Here is a 16,540-nt window from a genome sequence, read left to right on the forward strand (position 1 = left end):
CTACTGACCCAACTCCGAAATCCAACGCCGGACCGCCGGATGAAGATCGGAAGGGTCATTGTGGATGAGACAAGTCGTTCGCTTGGTCTCTTCCAGCTCGCGGATGGGGACAACGACAAGCTCGTTGTCGGCGAGTAACTGCTTGCGCATATAGGAATGCGGGAGCAGGGTTGCCGCTCGGCACGTATGAAGAAGACGGACGATAGCCTCGAAGGAGTCGATCTCCATCCGGACATCCGGCTGAAGATGGTATTTGGCGAATACTTCGTCGGTCAGCTTGCGGTACCAGGTGCCTTTGGAGAACAAAATCATGGGCAGCCCGTTTAAATCTTCTATTGAAAGAGGCTCCTCATGCGTTACGGTTACGCTGGTCGGGATAACAAGCAGCAGATGATCGTCAAACAGCGGCACGCAGTGAAGCTGGGAATCTTCAATCATGGAAGCAACGATGGCGATATCCGCCTTGTTGTCGCGGACAAGCGTGACAATCTCGTGGGTTTTGCCGGTTACGGCCTTGATATCGAATTCCGGATGACTGGCGTTTAACGTCTTTATGAAGTCGGGTAATGTGGTTTGAAGCGTCGTTAAGCTTGCCCCGATCGTGATGGAGGTTCGTCCCGCAGCGGTGTACTCGGCAACGGAATCCATGTAACGGCGGTGCAGCTTGCGAAGGTTCACGGCATACTCGTAAGTCAATTGACCGACGCGGGTCAGCTCAAGCCGCTTGCCGACGCGTTCGAACAGCTTGGCGCCTATTTCTTCTTCAAGCTTTGCTATTTTGCGGGACAAGGCCGGCTGGGACAAATTAAGCAGGGTAGCCGCTTTATTCATGCTGGAATGTTCCACGATGGCAGCAAACATATGAAATTCTTCGATCATTTTGGTCTCCCCGATCGCTTATGTGAATTGGTTATAATAAATTATAATAAATATGCAATTCCATTATAAGCTCAAAAGGAGTAGGATTAAAAGGGTGGCATACACGGAACGTTCACAATTTGAATAACGCCCACGAAGTGAAGCGTAAGCTTCGAAATTTAATCCAAGTACTTTGCGGGGACCCCATTGCAATAAAAGTCGAGAAATGAAACTTTCGCAAATGGTGTCGACTTTTGTTGACGGACTTAAAAGCCGGGGGTACAATGTAGAATGGTTTGTCAACAGCAAAAAATGTCATGGAGCGACCACAGTCTGGAAAGGAGAAGTATTAATGAAAGGAAATTCGTACTACTGGCGCAAGCTGCACTCTCTGCTTGGGGTGATTCCGCTGGGTGGATTTATCATCGTGCATGCCCTGGCCAATTTTCAGGCGTATGAGCGTGGGCCGGAAGGCTTCACCAGAGCGGTTCATTTTATTAACGGCCTGCCTATCGTAACGCTGCTCGAAATCTTCGGTATCTATCTGCCGATTTTGTTCCACGGTGTTTACGGTTTGTATATGGCTTATCAATCGAACCTCAACTCGGGACGTTTCAAATATGAGCGTAACTGGGCATTTACGTTGCAGCGTATCACAGGGGTAATCACGTTTATCTTTATTATCTGGCACGTGTTCGAGACTCGCGTGCAGGTAGCGCTTGGCAATGTAACGCATGAAGAGCTTGGCTCGACTATGCATAATATTGCAACCAGCCCTGCTTTGTTCATTCTGTACCTCATCGGTATTCTCGCTGCGGTATTCCACTTCAGCAACGGCCTCTGGGCGTTCCTGATCAGCTGGGGGATTACGGTATCTCCGAAAGCTCAACGTGCTTCGGCGAATATCTGCATGGTAATCTTTGTGCTTGTAGCTGCGCTGTTCATCCTGTCCCTCGTAGCGTTTATGGGCGACGAGTTCAAGGAAACGGCAAGTGCCGCATTGGCACTGACCAATATCGGTTAGTAGTATTTAGACAAGGAGCGAAACGTTATGGCTAAAAATAAAATTATCGTCGTTGGCGGCGGTCTTGCGGGCCTTATGGCAACCGTTAAAGCGGCGGAAGCGGGCGTGCATGTGGATCTGTTTTCCCTCGTGCCGGTGAAACGTTCCCATTCCGTTTGCGCGCAAGGCGGCATTAACGGCGCTGTAAATACAAAAGGTGAAGGCGACTCCCCTTGGGAGCATTTTGACGATACCGTATATGGCGGCGACTTCCTCGCGAATCAGCCTCCGGTAAAAGCAATGTGCGAAGCCGCACCTGGCATTATCCACTTGATGGACCGCATGGGCGTTATGTTCTCCCGTACGCCAGAGGGTCTGCTTGACTTCCGTCGTTTCGGCGGTACGCAATATCACCGTACGGCATTCGCTGGCGCTACAACCGGCCAACAGCTGCTGTACGCATTGGATGAGCAAGTTCGCCGCTGGGAAGCAGCCGGTCTCGTAACGAAATACGAGCATTGGGAATTCCTTGGCGCCGTACTGGACGACGAAGGCATCTGCCGCGGTGTTTCGGCACAAAGCCTGCGTACGATGGAAGTACATACTTTCGTCGGCGACGCCGTTATTCTCGCATCCGGCGGTCCTGGTATTATCTTCGGCAAAACAACGAACTCCGTTATCAATACGGGTACTGCGGCTTCTGCCGTGTACCAGCAAGGCGTACATTACGCAAACGGCGAATTTATCCAAATCCATCCAACGGCTATTCCCGGCGACGACAAGCTGCGCCTGATGTCCGAATCGGCACGCGGCGAAGGCGGCCGGATCTGGACGTACAAAGACGGTAAGCCTTGGTACTTCCTTGAAGAGAAATATCCGGCGTACGGCAACCTTGTTCCGCGCGATATCGCAACACGCGAAATCTTCAGCGTCTGCGTTGACGAGAAGCTTGGCATCAACGGCGAGAACATGGTTTACCTTGACCTGTCGCATAAAGATCCGAAGGAGCTTGACGTTAAGCTTGGCGGCATCATCGAGATTTACGAGAAGTTCATGGGCGACGACCCGCGTAAAATCCCAATGAAAATCTTCCCTGCGGTTCACTATTCGATGGGCGGCATGTGGGTTGACTACAACCAAATGACGAACATCCCTGGTCTGTTCGCGGCAGGCGAATGCGAATACCAATTCCACGGCGCGAACCGTCTCGGCGCAAACTCGCTCCTGTCCGCTATCTTTGGCGGCATGGTTGCCGGTCCTAAAGCCGTTGAATACATCAAAGGCCTTAAGAAATCGTCCGAAGACGTTTCCTCTTCGGTATTCGACCACGAGAAGAAACGCCATGAAGACAAGTACAACAAGATCCTCGGCATGAACGGTACCGAGAATGCTTACGTCATCCACAAAGAGCTTGGCGAGTGGATGACCAACAACATGACGGTTGTACGCTTCAATGACAAGCTGCAGCAAACGATCGATAAGATCAAAGAGCTGAAGCAACGTTACCAAAACATCAACATCAACGACTCGCTCAAATGGAACAACTCCAGCGTAGCGTTCACGCGTCAGCTGTGGAACATGCTTGAGCTGTCCGAAGCGATGACTCTGGGTGCTTTGCTCCGTAACGAAAGCCGCGGCGCGCATTACAAGCCGGACTTCCCGGACCGTAATGACGAGGACTTCCTCAAAACAACAAAAGCAACCTGGACGCCTGAAGGTCCGCAAATCTCGTATGAGGAAGTTGATACTTCCCTCATCAAACCGCGTAAACGCGACTATACAGCCAACAAAAAGAAAGGAGAATAACAATGGCTCAAACGACAGCAACGAAAACCGTAAAATTCGTTATTACCCGTCAAGACGGTCCGGACTCCGCACCTTATACCGAAGAGTTTGAGATTCCTTACCGCGCCAACATGAACGTCATCAGCGGCTTGATGGAAATTCAGCGTAATCCGAAAAAATCGGATGGTGCAAACACGGCTCCGGTATGCTGGGAATCCAACTGCCTTGAGGAAGTGTGCGGTGCCTGCTCGATGGTCATCAACGGCAAGCCTCGTCAGGCCTGCAGCGCGCTGATCGATAAGCTGGAGCAGCCGATTCGCCTTGAGCCGATGCGCACATTCCCTGTCGTGCGTGACCTTGTTATTAACCGCGAGCGCATGTTCAACGCGCTGAAACGGGTTAAAGCATGGATTCCGATCGACGGTACGTATGATCTGGGCCCTGGCCCTCGTCTGGCTGAAGAGAAGCGCCAATGGGCATACGAGCTGTCCAAGTGCATGACTTGCGGCGTTTGTATGGAAGCCTGCCCGAATGTTAACGATCGCAACAGCTTTATCGGCCCGCAAGCGATCTCCCAGGTCCGCCTCTTCAACGTTCACCCTACGGGTGAAATGAACAAGGCTGAACGTCTGGAGACGTTGATGGAAGACGGCGGTATCGAAGGCTGCGGCAACTCGCAAAACTGCGTGCGTTCGTGCCCGAAAGGCATTCCGCTTACGACTTCGATCGCTGCGATCAACCGCGATACGACGAAACAATTGTTCAAAAAATGGCTTGGCTAAGAAGGACGCCCTCCGCAGAAGCGGGGGGCTTTTTCTTGCTCTTATTTGATAATGATAACTATTATCAATAATAGTAATGGAGTTGGCGTTGAAAGTCAACTCAAGCAAAAAGCAGTGCCGGACGGGATATTGTTATCCTAGTCCGGCACTGCTTTTTTTGTTTGAGAGCTTACATCCAATGCTCGCCCCAGCTTTGAATCGATTCGATCACGGGCTGGAGCTCGCGACCCTTCGGCGTTAACTCATATTCGATTCGAACAGGCATTTCAGGATAGACAGTTCGTTTCACGATGCTTTGACTCTCTAGTTCCTTCATCCGATCCGTTAACATTTTGTCGCTCATCTCGGGGATCTGCTCTTTAATTTCCTTGAACCGTTTAGGTCCGCCAAGCATAACCCGGATGATAAGCCCTGTCCATTTCTTACCAAGAATGTCGGCCGCAGCTTCATACTTTGGGCACATAGTTGAATAATCCAACGCGATCACCCCTTTTTCTACCTATATTGTAGCATATGTTCTAAGGAAAAGTAAGTTCGTTAGCATAGCCAAATTTGGGTATTTGCTAATTTTTATTTATATACTTGACTAAAGTAAGTAACATACATTATGATAAGTGCATCAAAGAGAGCGGCCGCTCAACAAACGAGAAGAGATAAAGGGAGAGGTACTATTATGATGGATACAGGATTATTGATTATAAGGGTTATTATTGGTTTATTGATGATCGGACACGGCGCGCAGAAGCTGTTTGGCTGGTTCGGCGGATACGGTTTGAAAGGTACTGGCGGATGGCTGGAATCGATCGGAATGAAGCCTGGCGTATTGATGGCAGCCGGTGCAGGTTTGTTCGAGGTATTGGGCGGCGTACTGTTCGGAGCGGGGCTTTGGGTGGAAGTGGGAGCGGCATTGCTGATCCTTACCATGATTGTTGCGATTGCGAAGGTACATGGCGCTAATGGCCTTTGGGTTACTCAAAACGGTTACGAGTACAACCTGGTTCTGATTGCCGTCCTTCTTGGCGTAGCCTTCACGGGCGCCGGAGATTTCTCGATTGACGCATTGCTGAAATAAGGCAAATTAGAAAAAGCACCTCGGGGTTCTGCGCGGGCAGACTCCGGGGTGCTTTTGCTTTGTAAGGGATAACGGTTAAATCCGGATAATAATAAGCCCTGCGATCGTCAAAATAAAAGCGGCCCATTGGGCACGGTTCAGCTTTTCCTTGTAGACGAGTATGGAGCCAGCTGCGACAACAAGGCTGTTCGTCGCGAAGATTGGCGCAGCCAGATTGGATGGGCCGGTCGCTAATGCAACGGCATACAGCTGAAGCCCGCCGTATGAGAATACGCCGGCTAGAAGTCCCAGCTTGAGGCCTGTTCGGAACGCTGCTGAGCTGCTAGCTTTGCGAAGAGGAATCGCAAACCAGATTAGAGATAAGGCGTAACCGATAAACAAAATGGGGGCGCTGGATAGACCCAGCTCTTCGGTTACTTTTAATCCAGCATTGCGAAAGGTAAAGAACAAGATCGCAGCGGTTACGTACAGGTACCATCGCGATTGCACGGAAGAGGGAGCGGATTGTTTTTTATACGAAATCAAAACCACGGCGGCAAGCAGCAATGCAATGCCCGTTGCTTCCGCATAATGCAGCTTCTCGCCGTAATACAATGTACCAAGCGCAATAACAAGCACGATATTCATGTTCGTAAGCGGGGATGTCAAGGCAGCGGGGCCATAGTCCAGCGCCTTCATAAATAAAGCATTGCCAAGAGCAGAGCCTGCTCCGATAATGATTCCGGCCAGCCATATCCGGTAATCGCTTAATTGATGGATCGTTCCTTCTACGGCTGCATGCATGCCAAAGCCCGACGTTCCCGAGGCGTACAGCCCAAACAGCATGACCGAGACATTCCCCCGGCGCATTTGGCTTACCTTCATCCACCAGCCTGCCAGTCCAAACAGCAAGGCGCTGCCGACTGCGATTGCCAGCCACATCCGTTTGTCATCTCCTACCTGAATTTGTTACACAATTGAAATAGTTCTGTTACGGTACAAACATATTATTAGGCTATTATAATAAACAAGACCCCCTTTTAATATATCGATTTTGGACCTGTGAGCGCACAGGTCCACTTTTTTTGTCCGGAAACGGAAAATCACGAAACAAAAAAGGCTCTGCCAGGTAGGCAAAGCCGGAATTTTCATTTCTTACAAAGGAACGATGATTTGCTGGCGCTTGCGGTAGAAGACCCACTGCGAGAAGCCGATTTCCTTCAGGCGTTTGCGCACCAGCTCGAAATCCTCGCCTATGCGGCTTGGTTTGTGAGCGTCGGAGCCAAACGTAACATTGACGCCAAAATGAAGCGCTCTCTCGAGAATCGCATCGGAAGGGTACCAGCCGCCAACATCCTTCGTGCCGCCCGACGTGTTGATTTCGATGGCAACGTCGCAATTGGCGATAACACGGAGCGTATCATCGATAACGTCATTCGCCGGAATATCGGAGAAGGCAGGGTAATAGCCCTTCATCGCATCGATATGACCCAATATGTCAAACATGCCGCTGCGGGCGGATTGCTGGATCAGCTGGTAGTACGCCGTTTTTTCCGAAATCTTCTTCTCGTCGGACAAGCCTTTCCAACGGTTGCGGTTAAAGATGCTCACTCCGCTTACCTGATGGACCGAACCAATCAGGTAGTCAAACGGGATATTGCGGTAGGCATCCCGGTAAGTATCGGCATGCTGCGGGAAGAAATCCGACTCCATGCCAAGGAGTACTTCAATGCGGTCTTTATATTTCTCCTTGAGGCGCAGCACCTCGTCTACATAGCTCTGAAAATCGCTTCGGGCCATTGCGATGCCGGGAAAAGGCTGGTCCTGCTCGCTTCCGAAATACGGCGAATGGTCGGAAATGCCAATGACCTCAAGGCCAGCGTCAAGCGCGGCAATGATGTAATCTTCGATCATGCCGTCGGCGTGGCCGCAACGTTCGTGATGAGTGTGCAAATCGAATTTCATGATGAGTTCCTCCTGAAAACGAAATTGATTCGTAAGTTTGGTTTACTCGCTGCCAAGAAACGATTGCTCAGGCATGCCTTTTAAGTCGCTTAAAAACTGCTGCATGGCTGTATTTAAATATCTGCCGGATTTATAGACGACAGCTACCGGGTGCTCCGGCTCAAGCTCTGCCACTTTGATGATCTTCAGTGAGCCAAGCTTCAACTCATTGGCAATGGACAGTTTGGAAACGACGGCAATGCCAAGATTTATTTCAACCATTCGTTTTACTTCTTCGCTGCTCGACAGCTCCATAATAATATTCGGCTGGATATTGTTCTTCTTGAAGATTTGATCCAGGAAGCGGCGGCCCAGTGTGTCAGGCGCAAGCATGATAAAGGGGAAGTCCTTGATCATATCTATCGTAGTATGTACTACTTGGCTTAATGGATGAGCTGGAGAAGCAACGAGGACAAAGGAATCGTAATAAAGAATGGATGTGTCCATGTTCGGATTTTTTTCCGAGATGTAAGTAATGCCCATATCGACGGAACCGTTCTCTACGCTGGCTAGAACTTGAGAGGAAGGCATCGTGTGAATCGTCGTTTTGATCAGCGGATACTGGTCCTGAAAGTAAGATAACACCCGGGGCAATATTTGAATGGCCATGGATGAGGTTGTTCCAAGAACAATATGGCCTTGAGGTATCGCATTCAGATCGGACAGCTTCTGCTTTAATTCTTCAACAACCGCAAGTATTCTCTCCGCGTGCTCCAGAAAAACTTTTCCGTGGTCGGTCAGGGTAACGGGCTGATTGCGATCGATGAGAACTGTCTTGAACTCGTCCTCCAGCGTCTTGATTTGAGCAGAGACGGCCGGCTGTGTCAAATTCAGCAGCTCGCCGGCTTTGCGGAAGCTCATCGTCTTGGATATGGTGAGGAGCGTTTCAAGCTGGCTAATATTCAATTCAATTCCCCCTCGAACATGATCACTATATATTATAAAGCAAATGGATGATTACAGCAAAAAAGCGAGCAAGCTTCAAAAATTCTTAAGAAGATGTTTTCGAAGCATCATGGCCGCCAACGGTTAATGTTAATTTTTTGTAGGGCTATTCATTTTTAAAAGGAATAAATGGGGGACCGTCGAACTATTGCTGAAGTATGGCCAATACCTAAAACGGGGGGCGTTTGTTCTGGATCATAGAGCATTGCGTGGCTGGAAAATGTACGACTGGGCAAACTCCGCCTTTGCCACTACGATGATGGCAGCGGTGCTGCCGGTTTATTATTCCGATGTCGCAGGCGTTCATCTGGCGGGCAACCGGGCTGAGACCTATTGGGGCTATACCCAAAGCATTGCGATGCTGCTGGTTGCCGTGTTGTCGCCGATTCTTGGGGCCATTGCCGATTATACGGGCTCCAAGCTGAGATTTCTGTCCGTATTTATGCTGCTTGGCGTCTTGTCCTGCGTATTTATGGCGTTTGCCGGTGAGGGAGACTGGCTGCTGGCCTCAAGCTTGATGGTGCTGGGCTCCATAGGCTTCTCCGGAGGAAATACTTTCTATGACGCGATGCTGGCGGATGGAGTGCCGCAGGAGTCGAGGGACCGCGTCAGCTCGCAGGGCTATGCTTACGGTTATGCCGGAGGCGGCCTGCTGCTGCTTATTAACGTTATCATGATTGAAGGCTGGGAGAAGCTGGGTTTCCCAAGCAAAACGTTTGCTACCCAAATGGTCTTTATTACGGTAGGGATTTGGTGGCTGCTGTTCTCCGTTCCGATTCTTCGTTGGGTGAAGGAAACCAGGAGGCCAACTGACCATCTTGGCAAAGGTGATATCATTCGGGCGGGCTTTGTCCGGATTGGAAAGACCTTCTCGGTTATTAAGCGATATCCCGAGCTGCTGAAATATATGGCTTCCTTCTGGTTTTTCAACGATGGCATCAATACGGTTATCGTCATGGCAACGATTTACGGAGCGGGTATCGGCATTGAGACAAGCGATCTGATTATTGCGCTGCTGATTACGCAGTTTGTCGGATGGCCTTGCACGATCCTGTTCGGCAGGCTGGCCGGACGTTTCGGTTCGAAGCGCATGCTGTATTATTCCTTGATGATCTATGTCCTTATCGTTTGCCTTGGGTTCTTTATGACCAGCGCCATCCATTTCTATGCGCTTGCCATCATGGTTGGCCTTGTTCAGGGCGGAAGCCAGGCGGTGGCCCGTTCCATCTATGCCAATCTGGTGCCGCCTTCGCGGACCGGCGAGTTTTTTGGTTTTTTGGCGCTGTCGAGCAAGTTTTCCTCCTTTGCGGGTCCGTTTGTATTCTCCGTGGTAGGGACCATTACCGGTTCGAGCCGGGTCGCGATTTTGTCTCTGATTGCTTTTTTCATCATCGGAATCGTTTTATTGTGGAAGGTGAATTTGGAAAAAGGCGCAAGCGAAGCGGCAGAGGAAGAGATGGCATAAGCAGGCTTCCGCAGCTAATGCTATAATGGGATAGTGATCCAATATAGAAAGGTGCGATGATGAATGCCACGCATTTACAGTAATTTGACGGAGCTGATCGGCAACACACCATTGCTCGAGCTTACTCATTACAATAAGAGTCAGGATTCGCTTGCGAAAGTTATCGCCAAGCTGGAGTATTTCAATCCGGCCGGCAGCGTGAAGGACCGGATTGGCTTTGCGATGATTAAGGATGCGGAGCAACAAGGCAAGCTTGTGCCAGGCTCCGTTATTATTGAACCAACAAGCGGCAATACCGGAATTGCGCTTGCTTTTGCGGCGGCGGCTTTAGGCTACCGGATAATCATTATTTTGCCGGAGTCGTTCAGTATCGAACGCCGCAAGCTGCTGGAAGCGCTTGGAGCGGAGCTTGTGCTTACGCCGGCATCCGAGGGCATGTCGGGCGCAATTCGCAAAGCCGATGAGCTCGCCGCTCAAATCCCGGGTTCCTACATACCGATGCAATTCAGCAATCCCGCGAACCCCGAGATTCATAAGACAACAACCGCCGAGGAAATCTGGCGCGATACCGATGGCCAGGTGGATATCTTTGTGGCCGGCGTAGGTACGGGCGGCACAATCTCCGGCGTAGGCGAACGCTTGAAGGAGCTTAATCCAAGCGTAAAGATTATTGCCGTTGAGCCGTTTAGCTCCGCGGTGATATCGGGCGGCGAAAGAGGCCCTCACTTGATCCAAGGAATTGGCGCCGGCTTTGTGCCGGACAACTATAACGCATCCGTCGTGGACGAGATTATTACGGTCAAAAACGAAGACGCGTACCGCACTTCCCGCATGCTGGCTCGCAGCGAAGGCTTGCTGGTCGGTATCTCTTCCGGCGCGGCGGCATTCGCGGCTTCGCAATTGGCGAAGCGCCCCGAGAACAAGGGCAAAACGATCGTTGTTTTGCTCCCCGACACGGGCGAACGTTACCTGTCAGCGAATTTGTACGACGAAGCTTAATAGGGCGAGGAGCGCGAGCTCTTCGCATAGCACAATAAGACCCCGCGAGGGTCTTATTGTGTTATAAGGGGGCTGAAGTCGCCGTGGTAAGACCCTGTCAGGGTCTTATCGTCTACGCGAGCAAGGTGAAACTGTCGGAAACGGTCAGTTGGCGATGAAATAAGACCCTGTGAGGGTCTTATTGCGCTATAAGGGGGTTTAAGTGGCCGTGATAAGACCCTGTCAGGGTCTTATCGTCTACGCGAGCGGCGTGAAACTGTCGGAAACGGTCAGTTGGCGATGAGATAAGACCCCACGAGGGTCTTATTGCGTTGTAAGGGGGTTGAAGTAGTCGTGATAAGACCCTGCAAGGGTCTTATCGTGCTTATTGTATTGTGAAATCGGGCTCGTGCGCAGCACCTGAGCCCCTTTCGGCCCTCTCCCCAAAAGCCGCCGGGGATTGCGGGCGGCGGTGCTGGGAGCGCGGGCGGTCGGGGAGGGGCGCAGGGGTAAGGGGGAGATCTCCATTGAAGAGCACTAGCTTATGCTTCCGAAGTAGCTTTCTTGCAGAAAGCTTGTAGCGTCCGCCTTGTCTACACTTTGCAACCTTGGAATACTAATTCAGGCAAAGGTAGACAACAGCGGCTGAAAGGAGATCTCCCCCGTCCCCGGAGCACACCGACCCGACCGACCCGACCGCCCCCGCAGCAAAGCGGACAGCAGCAAAAAGCCGCCCCAACACCAGGGCGGCGCCACACACTCATAACCATTTTTTCTTCCTAAACACAACCAGCATTCCTACACCCAGCGCGAGCATGATGCCAAGCAGAATGATCGATCCGCCCCGCACGTGCATTCCCGGAATAAAATCGAAGTTCATCCCGTAAATCCCGGTAATAAAGGTCAGCGGCATGAAGATCGTGGTCATCGCGGTAAACACGCGCATGATTTCGTTCGCCCGGGCGGAGATGGTCGACTGATAAGCTTCTCGTAAGTTTCCCATGAGCTCTCGGTACGTATCGAAGGACTCGGCGATTTTTACGGCATTCTCGTAAATGTCGCTGAAGTACTTTTGCAGTTGGTCGTCGATCAGCTTCAAATCCCGCTTGTTCAGCGTGGCGATAAGATCCTTTTGCGGGCCAAGCACTTTCTTCAGCCACAAAATCTCGCCGCGAAGACCGATGATTTCGTTCAGATGCGTTTTTTTCGTATTCATTAATATATCTTCTTCCAGCATCTCGATCCGGTTGTCGATCCGGTCGCCTACGAGGAAGTAATTGTCGACCACGATGTCGACGAGATGGTATAAGAAATAGTCCGGCCGGTTAACTTCCTGCTCCCACAGAACGGGTTTCAGCGTGCGCAGCTCGTTCAGCTTTTGCTTCGTAATCGTAATAATATAATGACGGCCCAGAAAAATATTCAGCGCACGGAGGAAAATTTCCTCGTCATCGAACCGGATACTGTTAATAACGATAAAATATTGGTTTTCATAAATTTCGATTTTCGGACGCTGCTCTTCTTCGCTCAGGCAGTCTTCGACGGCCAGATCATGCATGCCGAACAGCGGCTGCAGGATCGCGAGGTCTTCCACGTCGGCGTCAATCCAATAGAAGCCTTCCGCTGCCGGAACCAGCGTTTCATTAATGTCTTCGATCAGGGTAAATAACCCGTTGTTTACATGACGAATTTTCATCCGAGCTTCTCCTCTCTTGTGACGAGCTGCCGGATGAACGAGCAAAAGAACGGACTTAAAACGCAAACGCCCGCTTGAGCAACGATAGATCCGGCAGCTGCCGTATTCGGTTGTTGTCAGGCTTAGGTCGATCGCCTTCCATGTCTGTTTGCACTCCTTTACCCTTTATTCTTCATGAAAAATCGGCTTTTAATCCTTGTCTAGTATACTCCCCCATACACTTTACATTCAAGCGGAAAAATAGGCCGACCGCCTTCAAAAAAAGCCTTCTACAGCATATGTCAATAACGTCCTTGACGCGAATGGCAGAATCCATTAAAGTTAAGAATAGAATTGGATTTCGACAAACGAATAGAACCACTTTCTTATCAAGAGCAGGCGGAGGGACTAGCCCGATGAAGCCCGGCAACCGGCGTAAGCACGGTGCTAATTCTTGCGGAAACATTAGTTTCTGAGAGATGAGGGAGGCGAGAGCTCTTTTTTTTGATGAGCGCACGACCTTTTCTCACGGCAGAAAGGGTCTTTTTGCGTTGAGAAGGCCGATATCGAAGCAAAGGAGTGAATCGCAATGCCGATTAAAGTACCTGATTCTTTACCAGCCAAAGAGATTTTGAACAATGAGAACATTTTCGTTATGGATGAAAGCACCGCTTTCCATCAAGACATCCGTCCGTTACGGATTGCCATATTAAACTTGATGCCGACCAAGGAAACGACGGAAACGCAGCTTCTTCGCCTGATTGGCAATACGCCGCTGCAGGTGGAGATTGTATTGCTGCATCCGAAGACCCATACGTCCAAGAACACGTCGCACGAGCATCTGGAATCGTTCTACAAAACCTTCGATGACATTAAGGACCAGTATTATGACGGTCTTGTTATCACTGGCGCTCCGGTCGAGCATTTGAACTTCGAAGACGTGAATTACTGGGAAGAGCTGAAGGACATTATGGATTGGAGCAGACGCCAGGTGACCTCGACCTTCCATATCTGTTGGGCCTCGCAGGCCGGCTTGTACCATCATTACGGCGTACCGAAATACGAGCTGGACAAAAAGATTTTCGGCGTGTTCCCGCATACAACCGAGAAGCAGAACGTCAATCTGCTCCGCGGCTTTGACGAAATGTTCTTTGTACCGCAGTCCCGGCATACCGAAGTTCGCCGCGAGGATATCGAGAATATCGGGGATCTGGAAATTTTGTCCGAGTCCGAAGAATCCGGCGTATATATTGTAGCTTCCAAGGACGGCAGGCAAATTTTCGTCAGCGGGCACTCGGAATACGATCCGCTTTCGCTGAAATACGAATATGACCGCGATAAAGCAAAAGGGCTGGAGATTGATCTTCCGAAGAACTATTTCCCGGGAGATAATCCGGAAAAGCTTCCTTATTCGACATGGCGCTCCCATGCGAACTTGCTGTTCTCGAACTGGTTGAACTATTATGTATACCAACAAACGCCTTATGATTTGGGCGCGGGTATCTAAATAATAAATTAGACATGACGAAGACGAAGGAGACGGACGAACTTTATGAAAATTGAAAGTCATCTTGCGCATATCGGTTCCGAGAAGGAGCCTGTAACGGGTGCGGTAAGCTTCCCGATTTATCAAGCAACGGCGTTCCGCCATCCTAAGCTTGGCCAAAGCACGGGGTTTGATTACGCCCGCACCAAAAGCCCGACGCGTACCGTTCTGGAAGAAGCGGCGGCTCAGCTCGAATCCGGCGACGCAGGGTTTGCCTGTAGCTCCGGTATGGCCGCTCTGACAACGATCTTCTCTTTATTCAGCCAAGGCGACCATTTGATCGTATCGCTTGACTTGTACGGCGGCACATACCGTTTGCTCGAGAAAATCATGTCCAGGTACGGCGTTACGGCTTCGTACGTAGATACCAATGATCTTGACGGCGTGTCCGAGCTGCTTCAGCCGAATACGAAGGCGGTTCTGATCGAGACGCCAACGAATCCGCTGATGATGATTACGGATCTGGAGCGGGTATCCGCTTGGGCGAAGTCCAAAGGTCTCCTTACTATTGTAGATAATACGCTGCTTACTCCGTTCTTCCAGCGTCCTATAGAGCTTGGCGCTGACATCGTTGTCCACAGCGCAACCAAATACTTGGGCGGTCACAATGACGTTCTTGCCGGTCTGATCGTAACGAAAGGCAAGGAGCTCTCCGAGCAAATGGCTTTCCTGCATAACTCGCTTGGCGCCGTTCTCGGACCGCAGGACTCCTGGCTTCTGATGCGCGGCATGAAGACGCTGGCGCTTCGCATGGAACGCCATCAGCTTAACGCAACGGCTATTGCGAATTATTTGCTGGAGCACGAGGCGATCGAAGATGTCTATTATCCTGCGCTGCCTCATCATCCCGGTCATGATGTGCAGAGCAAGCAATCCTCGGGCAACACCGGCATTTTCTCCTTCCGTCTGAAGGATGCCCGTTACGTCGAGCCAATTCTTCGTCATATCAAGCTGATCGCTTTTGCGGAAAGCCTTGGCGGCGTGGAATCGCTTATGACTTACCCGGCCGTTCAGACTCACGCGGATATTCCGCTTGAAATCCGCCAGAAGATCGGCGTCGACGACCGTCTCCTCCGCTTCTCGGTAGGAATCGAGCATGCCGATGATTTGATTGCCGATCTGGAGCAGGCTCTGGCTGAGGCAAAACGCGAAATTGAGGGGGCTTAAAGCGCCATGAGCGACAGACATAATCCCGAAAAAATCGCCGGACGCCACTTTGCGACAAAGCTGCTTCATTTCGGCGCTGAAATCGATGAACAAACCGGCGCATCCAGTGCACCGATTTTCCAGGCGTCAACCTTCCATCAGGCGGATATTCAAAATCCGCCGCATCATGATTACAGCCGTTCGGGCAACCCGACGCGCGAGGCGCTCGAAAACTATATCGCCTTGCTGGAAGGCGGCACCCGCGGTTTCGCTTTCGCTTCCGGCATGGCTGCGATCTCGACGGCGTTTATGCTGCTGTCCGCAGGCGATCATGTGATCGTAACGGAGGACGTGTACGGCGGTACATACCGTTTGCTTACGGCTGTGCTGACCCGTTTCAATATTGAGACCTCGTTTGTGGACATGACGGATTTCGAGCAAGTAAAAGACGCGATTAAACCAAACACGAAAGCCGTGTTTATGGAGACGCCGTCCAACCCGACGCTCAAGATTACGGATATCGCGCGGGTAACGGGCTGGGCAAAAGAAAACGGCCTTCTAACGATGCTCGACAATACGTTTATGACTCCTTACCACCAGCGTCCGTTCGAGCTTGGCGTAGACATCGTGCTTCATAGCGCTACGAAGTTCCTGAGCGGCCACAGCGACGTGCTGGCTGGACTGGCCGTAACGAACGACGAAGCGCTCGGACGCCGGCTGTATCAGCTTCAGAACGGTCTCGGCGCGGTTCTGAGCGCTCACGAGAGCTGGCTTCTGATGCGGGGCATGAAGACGCTGCAGGCCCGCATGGAGCATAGCGAGCGCAGCGCCCGCAGACTCGCCGAATGGTTGAATGAGCATCCGGAAGTTACGAGAGTGTACTATCCTGGCCTTGAGGATCATCCGGGCCGCGAGATTCACGAGAAGCAGTCTAAGGGCTACGGAGCTGTCGTGTCCTTCGATGTAGGAAGCGGCGAACGCGCTGCCTCGCTTCTGAGCCGCGTTCAGCTGCCGCTGGTTGCGGTCAGCCTCGGCGCGGTGGAAAGTATTTTATCTTACCCGGCCAAAATGTCGCATGCGGCAATGCCTAGGGAAGTCCGCTATGAGCGGGGAATTACGGATGGTCTCGTTCGTTACTCGGTAGGACTCGAAGATATCGAGGATCTGATTGCGGATTTGGACGCTGCCCTGCGCGGGTAATTTTGTTCAAAATAAGCGAAAAATGCGGCTGTCGCTTGCGACAGACCGTATTTTTTCGTTTTTCCGTAACATACGAAAGATGACGGACAAGAACGAGATATG

General features: G+C 51.1%; 15 protein-coding genes and 1 riboswitch. Of the genes, 9 read left to right on the plus strand and 6 right to left on the minus strand.

What is annotated here, in order from left to right; all coding sequences use genetic code 11:
* Positions 1 to 879, minus strand: a complete 879-nt coding sequence (locus CFI03_RS27785) for a LysR family transcriptional regulator (protein WP_248762307.1) — start codon at positions 877 to 879, stop codon at positions 1 to 3.
* A gap of 331 nt (positions 880 to 1,210) precedes the next feature.
* Between CFI03_RS27785 and CFI03_RS27790 the strand changes: the two genes are divergently transcribed.
* Genes CFI03_RS27790 through sdhB form a run of 3 tightly spaced genes read left to right on the plus strand, consistent with a single transcriptional unit; the run spans position 1,211 to position 4,428 of the window.
* On the plus strand, positions 1,211 to 1,882 hold the full coding sequence (locus CFI03_RS27790) for a succinate dehydrogenase cytochrome b558 subunit (RefSeq protein ID WP_248762322.1): 672 nt from the start codon (positions 1,211 to 1,213) through the stop codon (positions 1,880 to 1,882).
* Positions 1,883 to 1,909: 27 nt separating this feature from the next.
* Complete coding sequence (sdhA, locus tag CFI03_RS27795; protein ID WP_248762324.1) at positions 1,910 to 3,667, plus strand: succinate dehydrogenase flavoprotein subunit; 1,758 nt, start codon at positions 1,910 to 1,912, stop codon at positions 3,665 to 3,667.
* A 2-nt stretch (positions 3,668 to 3,669) separates the two neighbouring features.
* On the plus strand, positions 3,670 to 4,428 hold the full coding sequence (sdhB, locus tag CFI03_RS27800; protein ID WP_201008007.1) for a succinate dehydrogenase iron-sulfur subunit: 759 nt from the start codon (positions 3,670 to 3,672) through the stop codon (positions 4,426 to 4,428).
* A gap of 169 nt (positions 4,429 to 4,597) precedes the next feature.
* Here sdhB and CFI03_RS27805 read toward each other — a convergent pair whose 3' ends face one another.
* Entirely contained in the window at positions 4,598 to 4,906 is a 309-nt protein-coding gene (locus CFI03_RS27805; RefSeq protein ID WP_236013489.1) for a winged helix-turn-helix transcriptional regulator, read from the minus strand.
* Between the two features lie 195 nt (positions 4,907 to 5,101).
* Here CFI03_RS27805 and CFI03_RS27810 point away from each other — a divergent pair, with 195 nt between their 5' ends.
* Positions 5,102 to 5,500 carry a DoxX family protein gene (locus CFI03_RS27810; RefSeq protein ID WP_127493112.1) on the plus strand — a complete coding sequence of 133 codons (399 nt, stop codon included), beginning with the start codon at positions 5,102 to 5,104 and terminating at the stop codon, positions 5,498 to 5,500.
* A 75-nt stretch (positions 5,501 to 5,575) separates the two neighbouring features.
* Here the strand turns inward: CFI03_RS27810 and CFI03_RS27815 are convergent, their stop codons facing one another.
* The 3 genes from CFI03_RS27815 to CFI03_RS27825 all read right to left on the minus strand — a co-directional run bounded on the left by CFI03_RS27815 (position 5,576) and on the right by CFI03_RS27825 (position 8,389).
* Positions 5,576 to 6,421 (minus strand): DMT family transporter, encoded by an 846-nt coding sequence (locus tag CFI03_RS27815; protein WP_248762333.1) that lies wholly within the window; start codon positions 6,419 to 6,421, stop codon positions 5,576 to 5,578.
* Between the two features lie 213 nt (positions 6,422 to 6,634).
* Positions 6,635 to 7,444: a histidinol-phosphatase gene (locus CFI03_RS27820; RefSeq protein ID WP_248762342.1), complete on the minus strand. Its 810-nt coding sequence runs from the start codon at positions 7,442 to 7,444 to the stop codon at positions 6,635 to 6,637.
* A gap of 42 nt (positions 7,445 to 7,486) precedes the next feature.
* Entirely contained in the window at positions 7,487 to 8,389 is a 903-nt protein-coding gene (locus CFI03_RS27825; protein ID WP_127493105.1) for a LysR family transcriptional regulator, read from the minus strand.
* A 187-nt stretch (positions 8,390 to 8,576) separates the two neighbouring features.
* On the opposite strand from CFI03_RS27825, the gene CFI03_RS27830 reads away from it, so the two are divergent.
* Positions 8,577 to 9,893 carry an MFS transporter gene (locus tag CFI03_RS27830; protein ID WP_349292500.1) on the plus strand — a complete coding sequence of 439 codons (1,317 nt, stop codon included), beginning with the start codon at positions 8,577 to 8,579 and terminating at the stop codon, positions 9,891 to 9,893.
* 63 nt (positions 9,894 to 9,956) lie between these two features.
* Positions 9,957 to 10,892 carry a cysteine synthase A gene (cysK, locus tag CFI03_RS27835; RefSeq protein WP_248762349.1) on the plus strand — a complete coding sequence of 312 codons (936 nt, stop codon included), beginning with the start codon at positions 9,957 to 9,959 and terminating at the stop codon, positions 10,890 to 10,892.
* 739 nt (positions 10,893 to 11,631) lie between these two features.
* On the opposite strand, the gene corA is transcribed toward cysK, so the two are convergent.
* Positions 11,632 to 12,567: a magnesium/cobalt transporter CorA gene (corA, locus tag CFI03_RS27840; RefSeq protein WP_127493099.1), complete on the minus strand. Its 936-nt coding sequence runs from the start codon at positions 12,565 to 12,567 to the stop codon at positions 11,632 to 11,634.
* Positions 12,568 to 12,929: 362 nt separating this feature from the next.
* Positions 12,930 to 13,032, plus strand: a riboswitch (SAM riboswitch).
* Positions 13,033 to 13,135: 103 nt separating this feature from the next.
* On the opposite strand from corA, the gene metA reads away from it, so the two are divergent.
* From metA to CFI03_RS27855, 3 genes are read left to right on the plus strand one after another with little or no spacing between them, the layout of a single operon-like run.
* Positions 13,136 to 14,053 carry a homoserine O-acetyltransferase MetA gene (metA, locus tag CFI03_RS27845; protein WP_127493097.1) on the plus strand — a complete coding sequence of 306 codons (918 nt, stop codon included), beginning with the start codon at positions 13,136 to 13,138 and terminating at the stop codon, positions 14,051 to 14,053.
* Positions 14,054 to 14,098: 45 nt separating this feature from the next.
* The gene (locus CFI03_RS27850) at positions 14,099 to 15,259 is read left to right on the plus strand and encodes an aminotransferase class I/II-fold pyridoxal phosphate-dependent enzyme (protein WP_248762364.1); all 1,161 of its coding nucleotides are present in this window, start codon (positions 14,099 to 14,101) and stop codon (positions 15,257 to 15,259) included.
* A gap of 6 nt (positions 15,260 to 15,265) precedes the next feature.
* Positions 15,266 to 16,438, plus strand: coding sequence for a trans-sulfuration enzyme family protein (locus tag CFI03_RS27855; protein ID WP_248762374.1), 1,173 nt, complete (start codon positions 15,266 to 15,268; stop codon positions 16,436 to 16,438).
* Positions 16,439 to 16,540 lie beyond the last annotated feature (102 nt).

It is taken from the genome of Paenibacillus sp. ATY16 (genome assembly GCF_003399985.2).
GTDB lineage: Bacteria > Bacillota > Bacilli > Paenibacillales > Paenibacillaceae > Pristimantibacillus > Pristimantibacillus glycanilyticus.